Origin of the sequence: Pseudomonas sp. MWU13-3659, assembly GCF_023757525.1 — a bacterium.
Lineage (GTDB): Bacteria > Pseudomonadota > Gammaproteobacteria > Pseudomonadales > Pseudomonadaceae > Aquipseudomonas > Aquipseudomonas entomophila_E.
This window is the reverse complement of the sequence record NZ_JAMSHW010000026.1, coordinates 46517-63087: the sequence shown is the minus strand read 5'-3', so window position 1 is coordinate 63087 and position 16571 is coordinate 46517. Positions and strand designations below refer to the sequence as shown.

The window sequence follows — 16571 nt, the reverse complement described above, 5'->3', positions numbered from 1 at the left end:
CGCCGGCTCCAACAGGGTAGTCCGATAGGCCCCTTTTCCTATGCAAGCCTACTACCCATGGCTATCATGCCAGCCTTATTCAAAATCGAGACTGGCATGCTGAAGTTGTTGAATCTCCTCAAGGATGGCCGGTTCCATTCTGGCGAGGCTCTGGGGGCTGCCCTCGGAGTGAGTCGCAGTGCCGTATGGAAGCAGCTACAGCACCTCGAGAGCGATCTTAACCTGACCGTTCACAAGGTTCGTGGGCGTGGCTATCAACTGGCTTCTCCGCTGAACTTGCTGGAAGAGCAGGCAATCGTCGGCTTTTCGCAAGGGGAGCAGTGGCCACTGTTCATACACCAGGATATCGACTCGACCAACGCAGAGGGGTTGCGGCTTGCTGCTGCCGAGCAAAGCGCGCCGTTCGTAGTGCTGGCCGAGCGTCAGTCTGCCGGGCGTGGGCGCCGTGGTCGGCAGTGGGTCAGCCCCTTCGCGGAAAACCTCTATTACAGTGTGGTGCTGCGCGTCGAAGGTGGCATGCGTCAGTTGGAAGGGCTGAGTCTGGTCGTCGGCTTGGCTGTCATGCGTACGCTGCAAGCCTTTGGGCTTCAAGATGTAGGGCTCAAGTGGCCCAATGATGTGCTGGCCGGTGGAAAGAAGATCACCGGAATCCTGCTCGAGCTGGTCGGCGATCCTGCAGATGTCTGTCACGTGGTGTTGGGAATCGGTATCAATGTCAACATGCAGCACAATGACCAGGTCGATCAGGCCTGGTCATCGATGCGGACGCAGACCGGCAAGGTGATCGATCGTAATCATCTGGTCGCTTTGCTTACTCAGCAGCTGCAACATGAGCTGGCTCGTCATCGTCGGTATGGTTTTGCGGCATTCCAGGAGGAGTGGGAGCAGGCGCACCTATGGCAGGGGCGGAAAGTCTCGCTCGTGGCAGGAAATACCCGGATCGACGGCGTGGTGCTTGGAGTGGACGGTCAGGGTGGACTGCGCCTTGATGTCGATGGTGTGGAAAAGAGCTACAGCGGTGGTGAGCTCAGCCTGAGGTTGCGTGATGATTCTTGAGCTCGACTGTGGAAACAGCTTTATAAAGTGGCGTGTCATCCATATCGCAGATGCTGCTATTGCCGGAGGGGGGGTCGTCGACTCCGACCAGGCGCTGCTGGCTGCGGTTGCCTCGTTACCGGCATTGCGTCTCACCGGTTGCCGAATGGTCAGTGTGCGCAGCGAGGAGGAGACATCATCTTTGTGCGCATTGCTCCAGGGTGCTTTCTCTATAGAGGTGTGCGTGGCGCAGCCAGTAAGAGAAATGGCCGGAGTCCGTAATGGCTATGAGGATTACCAGCGCCTGGGCATGGATCGTTGGCTTGGCGCTCTGGGTGCCTATCACCTGGCGAAAGGGGCCTGCCTGGTCATTGATTTTGGCACTGCGGCCAAGGCTGACTTCGTTGCTGCGGATGGTGAGCACCTGGGAGGGTACATCTGCCCCGGCATGCCCTTGATGCGCAGCCAGTTGCGCACTCATACCCGCCGCATTCGCTATGACGATGCTTCCGCTGAGCGCGCGCTGAACAGCCTTGAGCCAGGCCGCTCGACGGTCGAGGCGGTAGAGCGTGGTTGTGTATTGATGCTCCAGGGCTTTGCGCGTACACAGATGGAACAAGCAGGTGCGCTTCTGGGGGAAGGTTTTACTGTCTTCCTGACTGGAGGTGATGCGCCCCTGGTCCGCGAGGCTGTACCCGAGGCGCGAATTGTCCCGGACCTGGTATTTGTCGGCTTGGCCATCGCCTGCCCGTTGAATTGAGGTGACTATGCGCTGGTTGTTTCTGCTGTTGGTTGTGTTGAACGTCTTTTATTACGTCTGGCATCAGCAGGAAGCTCCTTTGAAGGCCAAGGAGGTCGCCCCGCTGTCTTTGTACAAGGGCTCTCAGCAGGAGATACGCCTGCTGCGTGAGACCGGTACTGCGGCGTCGCCCCGCCGTCGCGATGAGTGCCTGGTCGTGGGGGGTGTGCCTGCTCGTGAGCAACTGGATATGCTGCGCCAGCGCTTGTTGAGCCTGGATATTTCCGCGCAACCGCTTGCTGGCCAGCTGCCTGGTGCCGAAGGTTTCTGGCTCAAAGTCGCGCCGGAGAGCGAGCGTTTGCTGGACCAGGCTGTACTGGCGACTCTTTCCAAGGATTTCAAAGACTTAAAACACAAAATTATTTTGTGCGAGGGTATTGCAACTGCTGAATAGCTTGATAGAATGGCGCCCGCTTCACAGGGAACACCACTGAGGTGGTAGAGCTGGAGGCAGTGTCAAAGTAGCTAAGCTTCAGATTTGATTGAAAAAATTTGAAAAAAAGCTTGACGCTAGGGCGGCAGCCAAGTAGAATGCCGGCCACATCTGGAGGGATTCCCGAGCGGTCAAAGGGGACGGACTGTAAATCCGTTGCGAGAGCTTCGAAGGTTCGAATCCTTCTCCCTCCACCAGTTTCAGCGAGAGCCGCAAGCTCCGCGGGTATAGTTTAGTGGTAGAACCTCAGCCTTCCAAGCTGATGATGCGGGTTCGATTCCCGCTACCCGCTCCAAGTTTGCAGTTGTTGCGCAAAGTGTTTCGCTCTTGTAGCTCAGTTGGTAGAGCACACCCTTGGTAAGGGTGAGGTCAGCGGTTCAAATCCGCTCAAGAGCTCCATATAAACAAGGCAGATATGAAAATATCTGCCTTTGTTTTATCAGCGGTATATCTATTTCTTCTGCGGAGGATTGTATCGATGGCTAAGGAAAAGTTTGATCGTTCCCTACCTCACGTTAACGTCGGCACTATCGGCCACGTTGACCACGGTAAGACCACTCTGACTGCAGCGCTGACTCGCGTCTGCTCCGAAGTTTTCGGTTCGGCCGTCGTTGAGTTCGACAAGATCGACTCGGCTCCAGAAGAAAAAGCACGCGGTATCACCATCAACACCGCTCACGTCGAGTACAACTCGAACATTCGTCACTACGCTCACGTTGACTGCCCAGGTCACGCTGACTACGTGAAGAACATGATCACCGGTGCTGCCCAGATGGACGGCGCGATCCTGGTTTGCTCGGCCGCCGATGGTCCGATGCCACAAACCCGTGAGCACATCCTGCTGTCCCGTCAGGTTGGCGTTCCGTACATCGTGGTCTTCCTGAACAAGGCTGACCTGGTAGACGACGCTGAGCTGCTGGAACTGGTCGAGATGGAAGTTCGCGACCTGCTGTCCACCTACGACTTCCCAGGCGACGACACCCCGATCATCATCGGTTCGGCTCGTATGGCCCTGGAAGGCAAAGACGACAACGAAATGGGTACTACCGCTGTCAAGAAGCTGGTAGAAACTCTGGATGCCTACATCCCTGAGCCAGTTCGTGCCATCGACCAGCCGTTCCTGATGCCAATCGAAGACGTATTCTCGATCTCGGGTCGTGGTACCGTTGTTACCGGCCGTATCGAGCGTGGTATCGTCCGCGTTCAAGATCCGCTGGAAATCGTTGGTCTGCGTGACACCACCACCACCACCTGCACCGGCGTTGAGATGTTCCGCAAGCTGCTGGACGAAGGTCGTGCTGGCGAGAACTGCGGCGTCCTGCTGCGTGGTACCAAGCGTGACGACGTTGAGCGTGGCCAGGTTCTGGTCAAGCCAGGTTCGGTCAAGCCGCACACCAAGTTCACCGCAGAAGTCTACGTCCTGTCGAAGGAAGAAGGCGGCCGTCACACTCCGTTCTTCAAAGGCTACCGTCCTCAGTTCTACTTCCGTACCACTGACGTGACCGGTAACTGCGAGCTGCCGGAAGGCGTTGAAATGGTAATGCCAGGTGACAACATTCAGATGACTGTCACCCTGATCAAGACCATCGCGATGGAAGACGGTCTGCGCTTCGCTATCCGTGAAGGCGGTCGTACCGTCGGCGCCGGTGTCGTGGCAAAAATTATTGAATAAGTAGTTGATTTAAATGATCGGGCCGGTATAATGGCCGGCCTGATACAGTGTTATAGGTCAGTAGCTCAATTGGCAGAGCGACGGTCTCCAAAACCGTAGGTTGGGGGTTCGATTCCCTCCTGACCTGCCATTCACCTCGGTGTGATTGGCTTTCTTCTCACAGGATCCTCCTTGATGACTCCCAAAACTGAAGCCCAAGAATCGCGTTTTGATCTGTTCAAGTGGCTGGCTGTTGTTGCATTGGTAGTCGTAGGTGTTGTGGGTAATCAGTATTACTCCGCCTCCCCGATCCTGTACCGCGTACTCGTCCTGCTCGCTTTGGCTGCAGTCGCTGGCTTTGTTGCCCTGCAGACCGCCAAAGGCAAGTCGTTCTTTGCGCTGGCGAAGGAAGCTCGTACCGAGATTCGTAAAGTCGTGTGGCCAACTCGCCAAGAAACCACTCAGACCACGCTGATTGTCGTGGCTGTAGTCCTGGTTATGGCGCTGCTGCTGTGGGGGCTCGACTCCCTGCTCGGCTGGTTGGTCTCCTTGATCGTTGGCTAAGGGTGTCTCGTGGCTAAGCGTTGGTATGTTGTTCATGCTTACTCGGGTTACGAGAAGCATGTCATGCGCTCCCTGATCGAGCGTGTCAAGCTGGCTGGCATGGAAGACGAGTTCGGCGAGATCCTGGTCCCGACCGAAGAAGTCGTCGAGATGCGCAATGGCCAGAAGCGCAAGAGCGAGCGCAAATTCTTCCCTGGCTATGTATTGGTCCAGATGGAAATGAACGAAGGGACTTGGCACCTTGTCAAGGATACCCCTCGGGTCATGGGTTTCATTGGTGGTACCGCGGACAAGCCTGCGCCTATCACTGATAAAGAAGCTGAGGCCATCCTGCGTCGCGTAGCCGACGGCAGTGACAAGCCGAAGCCGAAGACGCTGTTCGAGCCGGGTGAAGTGGTTCGCGTCATTGACGGTCCCTTCGCTGACTTTAATGGTAGCGTCGAAGAAGTTAACTACGAGAAGAGCCGTCTGCAGGTTGCAGTGCTCATTTTCGGTCGCTCTACTCCGGTGGAGCTCGAGTTCAGCCAGGTCGAGAAGGTCTAGCGGAACGCAGCATCCCATACCCCGCAGCCCTATGTGCTGCGGGGTTTTGTCGTCACTGGGATAAAACGCAAGTCATCCGGGGAGCCATCTGGCGTTCGTACCCGATTTTGGAGTAGCTCATGGCTAAGAAGATTCAGGCTTACATCAAGCTGCAAGTAAAGGCCGGCCAGGCCAACCCAAGCCCACCCGTTGGTCCAGCACTGGGTCAACACGGTGTGAACATCATGGAATTCTGCAAGGCCTTCAACGCCCGTACTCAGGGTCAAGAGCCAGGTCTGCCGACTCCAGTGATCATCACTGTCTACAGTGACCGTAGCTTCACCTTCGAAACCAAGAGCACCCCTGCCTCGGTTCTGCTGAAGAAAGCTGCTGGCCTGACCAGCGGTTCGGCTCGCCCGAACACTGTCAAGGTCGGTACCGTTACCCGTGCTCAGCTGGAAGATATCGCCAAGGCTAAGCAGGCTGACCTGACCGCCGCTGACCTGGACGCAGCTGTACGCACCATCGCTGGCTCTGCCCGCAGCATGGGCCTGAACGTGGAGGGTGTGTAATGGCTAAGCTGACCAAGCGTCAAAAGGCAATCGCCGAGAAAATCGAAGCAGGCAAGGCCTACAACTTCGAAGAAGCTGCAACCCTGCTGGCTTCGCTGCCGACTGCCAAGTTCGTAGAATCCTACGACATCGCCGTTAACCTCGGTGTTGACCCGCGTAAATCCGACCAGGTCGTTCGTAGCGCTACCGTGCTGCCACACGGCACTGGCAAGACCGTACGTGTTGCCGTCTTCACCCAGGGTCCAGCTGCTGAAGCCGCTCTGGCTGCCGGCGCTGACCGTGTAGGTATGGACGATCTGGCTGCCGAAATGAAAGGCGGCGACCTGAACTATGACGTCGTCATCGCATCGCCTGATGCCATGCGCGTTGTCGGTCAGCTGGGTCAGGTTCTGGGTCCTCGCGGCCTGATGCCTAACCCGAAAGTCGGTACTGTTACTCCAGACGTAGCCACTGCCGTGAAAAACGCCAAGGCTGGTCAGGTTCGCTACCGTACCGACAAGAACGGTATCATCCACACCTCCGTTGGCAAGGTTGGCTTCGAGGCCGGCAAGCTGAAGGAAAACGTTGAAGCCCTGATCGCTGATCTGAAGCGTATCAAGCCAGCTTCCTCGAAAGGTATCTACGTCAAGCGCGTTACCCTGAGCACCACCATGGGCCCAGGTCTGATCATCGATCAGAGCTCGCTGAACGTGTAATGCTCGGCCGGTGCGACCTGGTCGCACCGGCTGCTGAAAATTGGGGTCCCTGCCTGGCGGGGGCTATCCAAGACCGTAGGCGGCGCAAGCCTTAAACCTCAAGCCTACGCAGATGGTGCTCCCGATTCGTTCGCGAATCAGACACCAAAACGACATCTGGCTCCGGCCAGATGAAACGGTAGAAACCAGGAGTAAACCCGTGGCAATTAAACTCGAAGACAAGAAGGCCATCGTCGCTGAAGTCAACGAGGCTGCCAAAGTCGCTCTGTCCGCTGTCGTGGCCGATGCCCGTGGTGTGACTGTAGGCGCAATGACCGGACTCCGTAAAGAGGCCCGCGAGGCTGGCGTTTACGTACGTGTCGTACGTAACACCCTGCTCAAGCGCGCTGTTGAAGGCACCGAATTCTCGATCCTCAACGACGCGTTCAAAGGCCCGACCCTGATTGCTTTCTCCAACGAACACCCGGGCGCTGCTGCTCGTCTGTTCAAAGAGTTCGCCAAGGGTCAGGACAAGTTCGAGATCAAGGCAGCTGCGTTTGACGGCAAGTTCCTTGCCGCTAACCAGATCGACGTGCTGGCAACCCTGCCAACTCGCGACGAGGCTATCGCACAGCTGATGAGCGTAATCCAAGGTGCAACCAGCAAGCTGGCTCGCACTCTGGCAGCTCTGCGCGACCAGAAAGAAGCTGCTGCTGCCTAAGGCACGCGCAACCCTTTCAAAATCATATGTTTAATTTGATGGCTGCGTAGGCTGTCACCCCAATACAGGATTTAAGTCATGTCTCTGACTAACGAGCAAATCATCGAAGCAATCGGCCAGAAAACCGTTCTGGAAATTGTTGAGCTGATCAAAGCGATGGAAGAAACCTTCGGCGTTACCGCTGCTGCCGCTGTTGCCGCTGGCCCAGCTGTTGCCGCTGCTGCTGCTGAAGAGCAAACCGAGTTCAACGTCGTTCTGACCGAAGCTGGCGACAAGAAGGTCAACGTGATCAAGGCAGTTCGTGAACTGACCGGTCTGGGCCTGAAAGAAGCCAAAGAGAAAGTCGACGGCGCTCCTCAGGTTATCGCTGAAGGCGTTTCGAAAGAAGCCGCTGAAGACGCGAAGAAGAAGCTGGAAGAAGCAGGCGCTAAAGTCGAGCTGAAGTAATTTCGACTTTGCGACTCCAGTCCGAGCGTTGAGCGAAGGGCTGATGGCTGGTGGCTTATGCCACCGGCCTTTTTCCGTTATTGGTGGCCGATCAGGTCGGCCCCGATAACGAGCGGCAACCACCAAGACGGTGGCGCAAACCAAGGGGTTTGCACGATTTTCTGGCTGCTCCCGCCGGGAGATGCCAAACAAGCAGGTGACCAAGCTGGGGAATGCTGATGGCTTACTCATACACTGAGAAAAAACGTATCCGCAAGGACTTTAGCAAGTTGCCGGACGTCATGGATGTGCCTTACCTCCTGGCCATCCAGCTGGATTCGTATCGCGAATTCCTGCAGGCGGGAGCATCCAAGGATCAGTTCCGCGACGTCGGTCTGCATGCGGCCTTCAAATCGGTATTCCCGATCATCAGCTACTCCGGCAATGCTGCCCTGGAGTACGTCGGCTATCGCCTGGGCGAGCCGGCCTTCGATGTGAAGGAATGTGTCCTGCGCGGTGTGACCTTCGCGGTCCCGCTGCGGGTGAAGGTGCGCCTGATCATCTTCGACAAGGAATCGTCGAACAAAGCGATCAAGGACATCAAAGAGCAAGAAGTCTACATGGGTGAAATCCCCCTGATGACTGAAAACGGTACCTTCGTTATCAACGGTACCGAGCGTGTAATCGTATCTCAGCTGCACCGTTCGCCGGGTGTGTTCTTCGACCACGACCGTGGCAAGACCCACAGCTCCGGCAAGCTGCTGTACTCCGCGCGCATCATCCCTTACCGCGGTTCCTGGCTGGACTTCGAGTTCGACCCGAAGGACTGCGTGTTCGTGCGTATCGACCGTCGCCGCAAACTGCCGGCCTCGGTACTGCTGCGTGCCCTGGGTTACAGCACCGAAGAAGTACTCAACACCTTCTACACCACCAACGTGTTCCACCTGTCCGGCGAGAAACTCAGCCTGGAACTGGTGCCACAGCGCCTGCGTGGTGAAGTCGCGGTCATGGACATTCATGACGGCAGCGGCAAGGTCATCGTCGAGCAGGGCCGCCGTATCACCGCGCGCCACATCAACCAGCTGGAAAAGGCTGGCGTGAAAGAGCTGGACGTTCCGCTTGAGTACGTACTGGGCCGCACTACCGCCAAGGCGATCGTGCACCCGGCTACCGGCGAGATCCTGGCCGAATGCAACACCGAGCTGACCACCGACCTGCTGGTCAAGATCGCCAAGGCCCAGGTTGTTCGCATCGAGACGCTGTACACCAACGACATCGATTGCGGTCCGTTCATTTCGGACACCCTGAAGATCGACACCACCAGCAACCAACTGGAAGCGCTGGTCGAGATCTACCGCATGATGCGTCCTGGCGAGCCGCCAACCAAGGACGCCGCCGAAACCCTGTTCAACAACCTGTTCTTCAGCGCCGAGCGTTACGACCTGTCTGCCGTCGGCCGCATGAAGTTCAACCGTCGTATCGGTCGTACCGAAATCGAAGGTTCGGGCGTGCTGAGCAAGGAAGACATCGTCGAGGTCCTGAAGACCCTGGTCGATATCCGTAACGGCAAAGGCATTGTCGACGACATCGACCACCTGGGTAACCGTCGCGTCCGTTGCGTCGGCGAGATGGCCGAGAACCAGTTCCGCGTTGGCCTGGTGCGTGTAGAGCGCGCGGTCAAAGAGCGTCTGTCGATGGCCGAAAGCGAAGGCCTGATGCCTCAGGACCTGATCAACGCCAAGCCGGTAGCGGCAGCGGTGAAAGAGTTCTTCGGCTCCAGCCAGCTCTCGCAGTTCATGGACCAGAACAACCCGCTCTCCGAGATCACCCACAAGCGCCGTGTCTCCGCGCTCGGCCCTGGTGGTCTGACCCGTGAGCGCGCAGGCTTCGAAGTCCGTGACGTACACCCGACCCACTACGGCCGCGTGTGCCCGATCGAAACGCCGGAAGGTCCGAACATCGGTCTGATCAACTCCCTGGCCGCTTATGCCCGCACCAACCAGTACGGCTTCCTGGAAAGCCCGTACCGCGTGGTGAAAGAGGGTGTGGTCAGCGACGACATCGTGTTCCTGTCGGCGATCGAAGAAGCGGATCACGTCATTGCACAGGCTTCGGCCGCAATGAACGAGAAGAAGCAGCTGATCGACGAACTGGTAGCCGTTCGTCACCTGAACGAATTCACCGTCAAGGCGCCGGAAGACGTCACCCTGATGGACGTTTCGCCGAAGCAGGTAGTTTCGGTCGCGGCGTCGCTGATTCCGTTCCTCGAGCACGACGACGCCAACCGTGCGTTGATGGGTTCGAACATGCAGCGTCAGGCTGTACCAACCCTGCGCGCTGACAAGCCGCTGGTCGGTACCGGCATGGAGCGCAACGTTGCCCGTGACTCCGGTGTCTGCGTGGTTGCTCGCCGCGGTGGCGTGATCGACTCGGTCGACGCCAGCCGTATCGTTGTGCGCGTAGCTGACGACGAAGTCGAGACCGGTGAAGCCGGTGTGGATATCTACAACCTCACCAAGTACACCCGTTCGAACCAGAACACCTGCATCAACCAGCGTCCGCTGGTGAGCAAAGGTGATGTGGTCGCGCGTGGCGACATCATGGCTGACGGTCCGTCCACCGACATGGGTGAGCTGGCACTGGGCCAGAACATGCGCATCGCGTTCATGGCGTGGAACGGCTTCAACTTCGAAGACTCCATCTGCCTGTCCGAGCGTGTGGTCCAGGAAGACCGCTTCACCACGATCCACATCCAGGAACTGACCTGTGTGGCTCGTGACACCAAGCTTGGCCCAGAAGAAATCACCGCGGACATCCCGAACGTGGGTGAGGCTGCGCTGAACAAGCTGGACGAAGCCGGTATCGTCTACGTGGGCGCCGAAGTCGGCGCTGGCGACATCCTGGTTGGTAAGGTCACTCCGAAAGGCGAGACCCAGCTGACTCCGGAAGAAAAACTGCTGCGCGCGATCTTCGGTGAGAAGGCCAGCGACGTCAAAGACACCTCCCTGCGTGTACCGACCGGTACCAAGGGCACCGTCATCGACGTACAGGTCTTCACCCGTGATGGCGTGGAGCGCGATAGCCGCGCCCTGGCCATCGAGAAGATGCAGCTGGACGAGATCCGCAAGGACCTCAACGAAGAGTTCCGCATCGTCGAAGGCGCAACCTTCGAGCGTCTGCGTTCCGCCCTGAACGGCCAGGTGGTCGACGGTGGCGCGGGCCTGAAGAAAGGCACCGTGATCACTGACGACGTGCTGAACGGTCTGGAGCACGGCCAGTGGTTCAAACTGCGCATGGCCGAAGATGCGCTGAACGAGCAGCTGGAAAAGGCTCAGCAGTACATCGTCGATCGCCGTCGCCTGCTGGACGACAAGTTCGAAGACAAGAAGCGCAAGCTGCAGCAGGGCGATGACCTGGCACCGGGCGTACTGAAGATCGTCAAGGTCTACCTGGCTATCCGCCGTCGCATCCAGCCGGGTGACAAGATGGCTGGTCGTCACGGTAACAAGGGTGTCGTCTCGGTGATCATGCCGGTCGAAGACATGCCGCACGACGCCAACGGTACTCCGGTCGACGTCGTACTGAACCCGCTGGGCGTACCTTCGCGTATGAACGTCGGTCAGATCCTCGAAACCCACCTGGGCCTCGCGGCCAAGGGTCTGGGCGAGAAGATCGACCGCATGATCGAAGAGCAGCGCAAGGCCGCCGAACTGCGTACCTTCCTCACCGAGATCTACAACGAGATCGGTGGTCGTCAGGAGAACCTGGAAGAGTTCACCGACGAAGAGATCATGGCCCTGGCAAACAACCTGAAGAAAGGCGTGCCTATGGCCACTCCAGTCTTCGATGGTGCCAAGGAGCGTGAGATCAAGGCCATGCTGAAGCTGGCAGACCTGCCGGAAAGCGGCCAGATGCAGCTGTTCGACGGCCGTACCGGCAACAAGTTCGAGCGTTCTGTGACCGTTGGTTACATGTACATGCTCAAGCTGAACCACTTGGTGGACGACAAGATGCACGCGCGTTCCACTGGTTCCTACAGCCTGGTTACCCAGCAGCCGCTGGGTGGTAAGGCGCAGTTCGGTGGTCAGCGTTTCGGGGAGATGGAAGTGTGGGCGCTGGAAGCATACGGCGCGGCATACACCCTGCAAGAAATGCTCACAGTGAAGTCGGACGACGTGAACGGCCGTACCAAGATGTACAAGAACATCGTGGATGGCGATCACCGTATGGAGCCGGGCATGCCCGAGTCCTTCAACGTGTTGATCAAAGAGATCCGTTCGCTCGGTATCGATATCGATCTGGAAACCGAATAACACGTGACGCGAAGGGGAGTGGGGCAGGTAATGCCCGCTCCCTGCTCCGCCAGGAGGAAAGGCCTTGAAAGACCTACTGAATTTGCTGAAAAACCAGGGTCAAGTCGAAGAGTTCGACGCCATCCGCATCGGTCTGGCGTCGCCTGAAATGATCCGTTCGTGGTCGTTCGGTGAAGTCAAAAAGCCGGAAACCATCAACTACCGTACGTTCAAGCCTGAGCGTGACGGCCTGTTCTGCGCCAAGATCTTTGGCCCAGTCAAGGACTACGAGTGCCTGTGCGGTAAGTACAAGCGCCTGAAGCACCGTGGTGTGATCTGTGAGAAGTGCGGCGTTGAAGTCGCCCTGGCCAAGGTTCGTCGTGAGCGCATGGCGCACATCGAACTGGCCTCGCCGGTTGCCCACATCTGGTTCCTGAAGTCGCTGCCGTCCCGTATCGGCCTGCTGATGGACATGACCCTGCGTGATATCGAGCGCGTGCTCTACTTCGAGAGCTACGTTGTTATCGACCCGGGCATGACCACCCTCGAGAAGGGTCAGCTGCTGAACGACGAGCAGTACTTCGAAGCGCTGGAAGAGTTCGGTGACGACTTCGACGCCCGCATGGGTGCCGAGGCTGTCCGCGAGCTGCTGCATGCTATCGACCTGGAGCACGAGATCGGCCGCCTGCGCGAAGAAATTCCGCAGACCAACTCGGAAACCAAGATCAAGAAGCTGTCCAAGCGCCTGAAGCTGATGGAAGCTTTCCAGGGCTCGGGCAACCTGCCTGAGTGGATGGTCCTGACCGTCCTGCCAGTACTGCCGCCGGACCTGCGTCCGCTGGTACCGCTGGATGGTGGCCGCTTCGCGACCTCCGACCTGAACGACCTGTATCGTCGGGTGATCAACCGTAACAATCGTCTGAAGCGCCTGCTCGATCTGTCGGCGCCGGACATCATCGTGCGCAACGAAAAGCGCATGTTGCAGGAAGCGGTCGACGCCCTGCTCGACAACGGCCGTCGCGGTCGCGCCATCACTGGCTCGAACAAGCGTCCGCTGAAGTCCCTGGCCGACATGATCAAAGGTAAGCAAGGTCGCTTCCGTCAGAACTTGCTCGGTAAGCGCGTGGACTACTCCGGCCGTTCGGTAATTACCGTAGGCCCGACCCTGCGTCTGCACCAGTGCGGCCTTCCGAAGAAAATGGCCCTCGAGCTGTTCAAGCCGTTCATTTTCGGCAAGCTGGAAATGCGTGGTCTGGCGACCACCATCAAGGCTGCCAAGAAGATGGTCGAGCGCGAGCTGCCAGAGGTGTGGGACGTTCTCGCTGAAGTGATTCGCGAACACCCCGTGCTGCTCAACCGTGCACCGACCCTGCACCGTCTGGGTATCCAGGCGTTCGAGCCGGTTCTGATCGAAGGCAAGGCCATCCAGCTGCACCCGCTGGTCTGCGCCGCGTACAACGCCGACTTCGACGGTGACCAGATGGCCGTTCACGTGCCGCTGACGCTGGAAGCCCAGCTGGAAGCGCGCGCGCTGATGATGTCGACCAACAACATCCTGTCGCCAGCCAACGGTGAGCCAATCATCGTTCCGTCGCAGGACGTTGTACTGGGTCTGTACTACATGACCCGTGAAGCCATCAATGCCAAGGGCGAAGGTCGCGTATTCGCCGACTTGCAGGAAGTCGACCGCGTATTCCGCGCCGGCGAAGCCGCCCTGCACGCGAAAATCAAGGTTCGTATCAACGAGACCGTGAAAGATCGCGATGGCAGCATCACCAAGAACACCCGCATCGTCGACACCACTGTCGGCCGCGCGTTGCTGTTCCAGGTTGTACCGGCAGGCCTGCCGTACGATGTGGTCAACCAGCCGATGAAGAAAAAGGCGATCTCCAAGCTGATCAACCAGTGCTACCGCGTGGTTGGTCTGAAAGAGACCGTGATCTTCGCTGACCAGTTGATGTACACCGGTTTTGCCTACTCGACCATTTCCGGCGTTTCGATCGGTGTTAACGACTTCGTTATCCCGGACGAGAAAGCCCGCATCATCGGTACCGCTACCGACGAAGTGAAGGAAATCGAGAGCCAGTACGCCTCCGGCCTGGTAACCCAGGGCGAGAAGTACAACAAGGTCATCGACTTGTGGTCCAAGGCGAACGACGAAGTCTCCAAGGCGATGATGGCCAACCTCTCGAAAGAGAAGGTCATCGACCGCAATGGCGACGAAGTCGAGCAAGAGTCCTTCAACTCGATGTACATGATGGCCGACTCCGGTGCTCGTGGTTCGGCGGCCCAGATCCGTCAGCTGGCCGGTATGCGTGGCCTGATGGCCAAGCCGGACGGCTCGATCATCGAGACGCCGATCACCGCGAACTTCCGTGAAGGTCTGAGCGTACTGCAGTACTTCATCTCGACCCACGGTGCTCGTAAGGGTCTGGCGGATACCGCGTTGAAGACCGCGAACTCCGGTTACCTGACTCGCCGTCTGGTAGACGTTGCCCAGGATCTGGTCGTGACCGAGATCGACTGTGGCACCGAGCAGGGTCTGTTGATGACCCCGCACATCGAAGGCGGCGACGTTGTCGAGCCGCTGGGTGAGCGTGTACTGGGCCGTGTCATCGCCCGTGACGTGTTCAAGCCAGGCACCGAGGACGTCATCGTTCCGGCCGGCACCCTGGTCGACGAGCAGTGGGTCGAGTTCATCGAGCTGAACAGCATCGACGAAGTGATCGTGCGTTCGCCGATCAACTGCGAAACTCGCTACGGCATCTGCGCCAAGTGCTACGGTCGTGACCTGGCTCGCGGTCACCAGGTGAACATCGGTGAAGCTGTCGGCGTTATCGCTGCACAGTCGATCGGTGAGCCGGGTACCCAGCTGACCATGCGTACGTTCCACATCGGTGGTGCTGCGAGCCGTACCTCGGCTGCCGACAGCGTCCAGGTGAAGAATGGCGGCATGGTGCGTCTGCACAACCTGAAGCAGGTCGTGCGCGCCGACGGCAACCTGGTTGCCGTATCGCGTTCCGGCGAGCTGGCCATTGCCGACGAATTCGGCCGTGAGCGTGAGCGCTACAAGCTGCCTTACGGTGCGGTGATTTCGGTCAAGGAAGGTGAGAAGGTCGAAGCTGGCGCCATCGTCGCCAAGTGGGACCCGCACACCCACCCGATCGTTACCGAGCTGAAAGGTACCGTGACCTTCGTGGGCATGGAAGAGAACATCACCATCAAGCGCCAGACCGACGAACTGACCGGCCTGACCAACATTGAAGTGATGGACGTCAAGGATCGCCCTGCCGCAGGCAAGGAAATCCGTCCTGCGATCAAGATGGTCGACGCCAATGGCAAGGACCTGTACCTGCCAGGTACCGACGTACCGGCCCAGTACTTCCTGCCGGCCAACGCCCTCGTCGGTGTGGCTGACGGTGCCCAGATCGGCGTCGGTGACGTTATCGCGCGTATCCCGCAAGAAACGTCGAAGACCCGTGACATCACCGGTGGTCTGCCGCGCGTTGCCGACCTGTTCGAAGCGCGTCGCCCGAAAGAAGCCTCGATCCTGGCTGAAGTCAGCGGCACCATCGCGTTCGGTAAGGAGACCAAGGGCAAGCGTCGTCTGGTCATTACCCCGACCGACGGTAGCGATCCGTACGAAGAGCTGATTCCGAAGTGGCGCCACCTGAACGTCTTCGAAGGCGAACAGGTAAACCGCGGCGAAGTTATCTCCGACGGCCCGAGCGATCCGCACGACATCCTGCGCCTGCTGGGTGTGAGCGCGCTGGCGAAGTACATCGTCAACGAGATCCAGGACGTTTACCGCCTGCAAGGCGTTAAGATCAACGACAAGCACATCGAGACCATCCTGCGTCAGATGCTGCGCAAGGTCGAGATCGCCGAGTCGGGTGATTCCAGCTTCATCAAGGGCGACCAGATGGAACTGACTCAGGTGCTGGTCGAGAACGAGCGTCTCGCCGCCGAAGACAAGTTCATCTCCAAGTACACCCGTGTGCTGCTGGGTATCACCAAGGCCTCGCTGTCCACCGAATCGTTCATCTCGGCGGCTTCCTTCCAGGAAACCACCCGCGTACTGACCGAAGCGGCGGTAACCGGCAAGCGCGATTACCTGCGCGGCCTGAAAGAGAACGTGGTCGTGGGTCGTCTGATCCCGGCCGGTACTGGTCTGGCCTACCACAGCGAGCGCAAGCGTCGCCGTGATGCCGACAAGCCGCTGCGTGTGAGCGCCAGTGAGGTGGAAGCCGCACTGACCGAAGCGCTGAACTCCAGCGGTAACTAAGTGCAGGGCAGGGCCCCGGCACCCTTCGCAAGACCATCGGCGACATGAATTGTTGCCGATGATCGGGCGGGGAGGGCCGGGGCCTCGTCTTGACTGGGTGCAAGATCCTCTTTAGACTTTTGTACCCTTAAATTTGGTGAGGCTCCGTCTCGCCAATTTTTGGCTTTCTTGCAAGACAATAGAGTCGCAAGACAATCAGTGGAGCTAGTAGATGGCAACTATCAACCAGCTGGTACGTCAGCCGCGTAAGCGTTCGGTCGAGAAGTCCGACGTTCCTGCGCTGCAGAACTGCCCGCAGCGTCGTGGCGTGTGCACCCGTGTGTACACCACCACGCCGAAAAAACCTAACTCGGCACTGCGTAAAGTATGCCGTGTGCGTCTGACCAACGGTTTCGAGGTTTCCTCGTACATCGGCGGTGAAGGCCACAACCTGCAAGAGCACAGCGTCGTCCTGATCCGTGGCGGCCGTGTAAAAGACTTGCCAGGTGTTCGTTACCACACCGTTCGCGGCTCTCTGGATACTTCGGGCGTCAAAGGCCGTAACCAGGGTCGTTCGAAGTACGGTACCAAGCGTCCGAAGTAATCGGTCGTTTGCAG

General features: G+C 58.4%; 13 protein-coding genes and 4 tRNA genes. All 17 read left to right on the top strand.

The genetic code is table 11. The features are described 5' to 3' along the window. Nucleotides 1-96: 96 nt before the first annotated feature. Nucleotides 97-1056: a bifunctional biotin--[acetyl-CoA-carboxylase] ligase/biotin operon repressor BirA gene (birA, locus tag NGM28_RS23325; protein ID WP_240066750.1), complete on the top strand. Its 960-nt coding sequence runs from the start codon at nucleotides 97-99 to the stop codon at nucleotides 1054-1056. Beyond that, on the top strand, nucleotides 1046-1795 hold the full coding sequence (locus NGM28_RS23320) for a pantothenate kinase (RefSeq protein ID WP_240066749.1): 750 nt from the start codon (nucleotides 1046-1048) through the stop codon (nucleotides 1793-1795). The genes birA and NGM28_RS23320 overlap by 11 nt, the downstream gene beginning before the upstream one ends. Before the next feature lie 7 nt (nucleotides 1796-1802). Further along, the gene (locus NGM28_RS23315; protein WP_240066748.1) at nucleotides 1803-2228 is read left to right on the top strand and encodes a hypothetical protein; all 426 of its coding nucleotides are present in this window, start codon (nucleotides 1803-1805) and stop codon (nucleotides 2226-2228) included. A 152-nt stretch (nucleotides 2229-2380) separates the two neighbouring features. Then, nucleotides 2381-2464, top strand: a tRNA-Tyr gene (locus NGM28_RS23310). A 24-nt stretch (nucleotides 2465-2488) separates the two neighbouring features. Then, nucleotides 2489-2562: transfer RNA gene (locus tag NGM28_RS23305), tRNA-Gly, on the top strand. 28 nt (nucleotides 2563-2590) lie between these two features. Further along, nucleotides 2591-2666: transfer RNA gene (locus tag NGM28_RS23300), tRNA-Thr, on the top strand. A 79-nt stretch (nucleotides 2667-2745) separates the two neighbouring features. Then, on the top strand, nucleotides 2746-3939 hold the full coding sequence (gene tuf, locus NGM28_RS23295) for an elongation factor Tu (protein WP_010951775.1): 1194 nt from the start codon (nucleotides 2746-2748) through the stop codon (nucleotides 3937-3939). A gap of 54 nt (nucleotides 3940-3993) precedes the next feature. Further along, nucleotides 3994-4069: transfer RNA gene (locus tag NGM28_RS23290), tRNA-Trp, on the top strand. A gap of 44 nt (nucleotides 4070-4113) precedes the next feature. Continuing rightward, nucleotides 4114-4482: a preprotein translocase subunit SecE gene (gene secE, locus NGM28_RS23285; protein ID WP_011531879.1), complete on the top strand. Its 369-nt coding sequence runs from the start codon at nucleotides 4114-4116 to the stop codon at nucleotides 4480-4482. A 9-nt stretch (nucleotides 4483-4491) separates the two neighbouring features. Beyond that, nucleotides 4492-5025 carry a transcription termination/antitermination protein NusG gene (nusG, locus tag NGM28_RS23280; protein WP_011531880.1) on the top strand — a complete coding sequence of 178 codons (534 nt, stop codon included), beginning with the start codon at nucleotides 4492-4494 and terminating at the stop codon, nucleotides 5023-5025. 119 nt (nucleotides 5026-5144) lie between these two features. After that, on the top strand, nucleotides 5145-5576 hold the full coding sequence (gene rplK / locus NGM28_RS23275) for a 50S ribosomal protein L11 (RefSeq protein ID WP_011531881.1): 432 nt from the start codon (nucleotides 5145-5147) through the stop codon (nucleotides 5574-5576). Then, nucleotides 5576-6271, top strand: a complete 696-nt coding sequence (gene rplA, locus NGM28_RS23270; RefSeq protein WP_011531882.1) for a 50S ribosomal protein L1 — start codon at nucleotides 5576-5578, stop codon at nucleotides 6269-6271. The genes rplK and rplA overlap by 1 nt, the downstream gene beginning before the upstream one ends. A 199-nt stretch (nucleotides 6272-6470) precedes the next feature. Next, nucleotides 6471-6971, top strand: coding sequence for a 50S ribosomal protein L10 (gene rplJ, locus NGM28_RS23265; RefSeq protein WP_003257082.1), 501 nt, complete (start codon nucleotides 6471-6473; stop codon nucleotides 6969-6971). A 78-nt stretch (nucleotides 6972-7049) separates the two neighbouring features. Beyond that, nucleotides 7050-7418: a 50S ribosomal protein L7/L12 gene (gene rplL / locus NGM28_RS23260; protein ID WP_011531883.1), complete on the top strand. Its 369-nt coding sequence runs from the start codon at nucleotides 7050-7052 to the stop codon at nucleotides 7416-7418. 218 nt (nucleotides 7419-7636) lie between these two features. Next, the gene (rpoB, locus tag NGM28_RS23255; RefSeq protein WP_213659330.1) at nucleotides 7637-11710 is read left to right on the top strand and encodes a DNA-directed RNA polymerase subunit beta; all 4074 of its coding nucleotides are present in this window, start codon (nucleotides 7637-7639) and stop codon (nucleotides 11708-11710) included. A gap of 64 nt (nucleotides 11711-11774) precedes the next feature. Continuing rightward, entirely contained in the window at nucleotides 11775-15974 is a 4200-nt protein-coding gene (rpoC, locus tag NGM28_RS23250; protein WP_011531885.1) for a DNA-directed RNA polymerase subunit beta', read from the top strand. A gap of 211 nt (nucleotides 15975-16185) precedes the next feature. After that, the gene (gene rpsL / locus NGM28_RS23245) at nucleotides 16186-16557 is read left to right on the top strand and encodes a 30S ribosomal protein S12 (protein WP_003255492.1); all 372 of its coding nucleotides are present in this window, start codon (nucleotides 16186-16188) and stop codon (nucleotides 16555-16557) included. Nucleotides 16558-16571: the final 14 nt, after the last annotated feature.

What these genes read in the sequence shown, in the direction of transcription:
- birA (WP_240066750.1), top strand. Translation starts at nt 97, where the DNA reads ATGCTGAAGTTGTTGAATCTCCTCAAGGATGGCCGGTTCCATTCTGGC.
- NGM28_RS23320 (WP_240066749.1), top strand. Translation starts at nt 1,046, where the DNA reads ATGATTCTTGAGCTCGACTGTGGAAACAGCTTTATAAAGTGGCGTGTC.
- NGM28_RS23315 (WP_240066748.1), top strand. Translation starts at nt 1,803, where the DNA reads ATGCGCTGGTTGTTTCTGCTGTTGGTTGTGTTGAACGTCTTTTATTAC.
- tuf (WP_010951775.1), top strand. Translation starts at nt 2,746, where the DNA reads ATGGCTAAGGAAAAGTTTGATCGTTCCCTACCTCACGTTAACGTCGGC.
- secE (WP_011531879.1), top strand. Translation starts at nt 4,114, where the DNA reads ATGACTCCCAAAACTGAAGCCCAAGAATCGCGTTTTGATCTGTTCAAG.
- rplK (WP_011531881.1), top strand. Translation starts at nt 5,145, where the DNA reads ATGGCTAAGAAGATTCAGGCTTACATCAAGCTGCAAGTAAAGGCCGGC.
- rplA (WP_011531882.1), top strand. Translation starts at nt 5,576, where the DNA reads ATGGCTAAGCTGACCAAGCGTCAAAAGGCAATCGCCGAGAAAATCGAA.
- rplL (WP_011531883.1), top strand. Translation starts at nt 7,050, where the DNA reads ATGTCTCTGACTAACGAGCAAATCATCGAAGCAATCGGCCAGAAAACC.
- rpoB (WP_213659330.1), top strand. Translation starts at nt 7,637, where the DNA reads ATGGCTTACTCATACACTGAGAAAAAACGTATCCGCAAGGACTTTAGC.
- rpsL (WP_003255492.1), top strand. Translation starts at nt 16,186, where the DNA reads ATGGCAACTATCAACCAGCTGGTACGTCAGCCGCGTAAGCGTTCGGTC.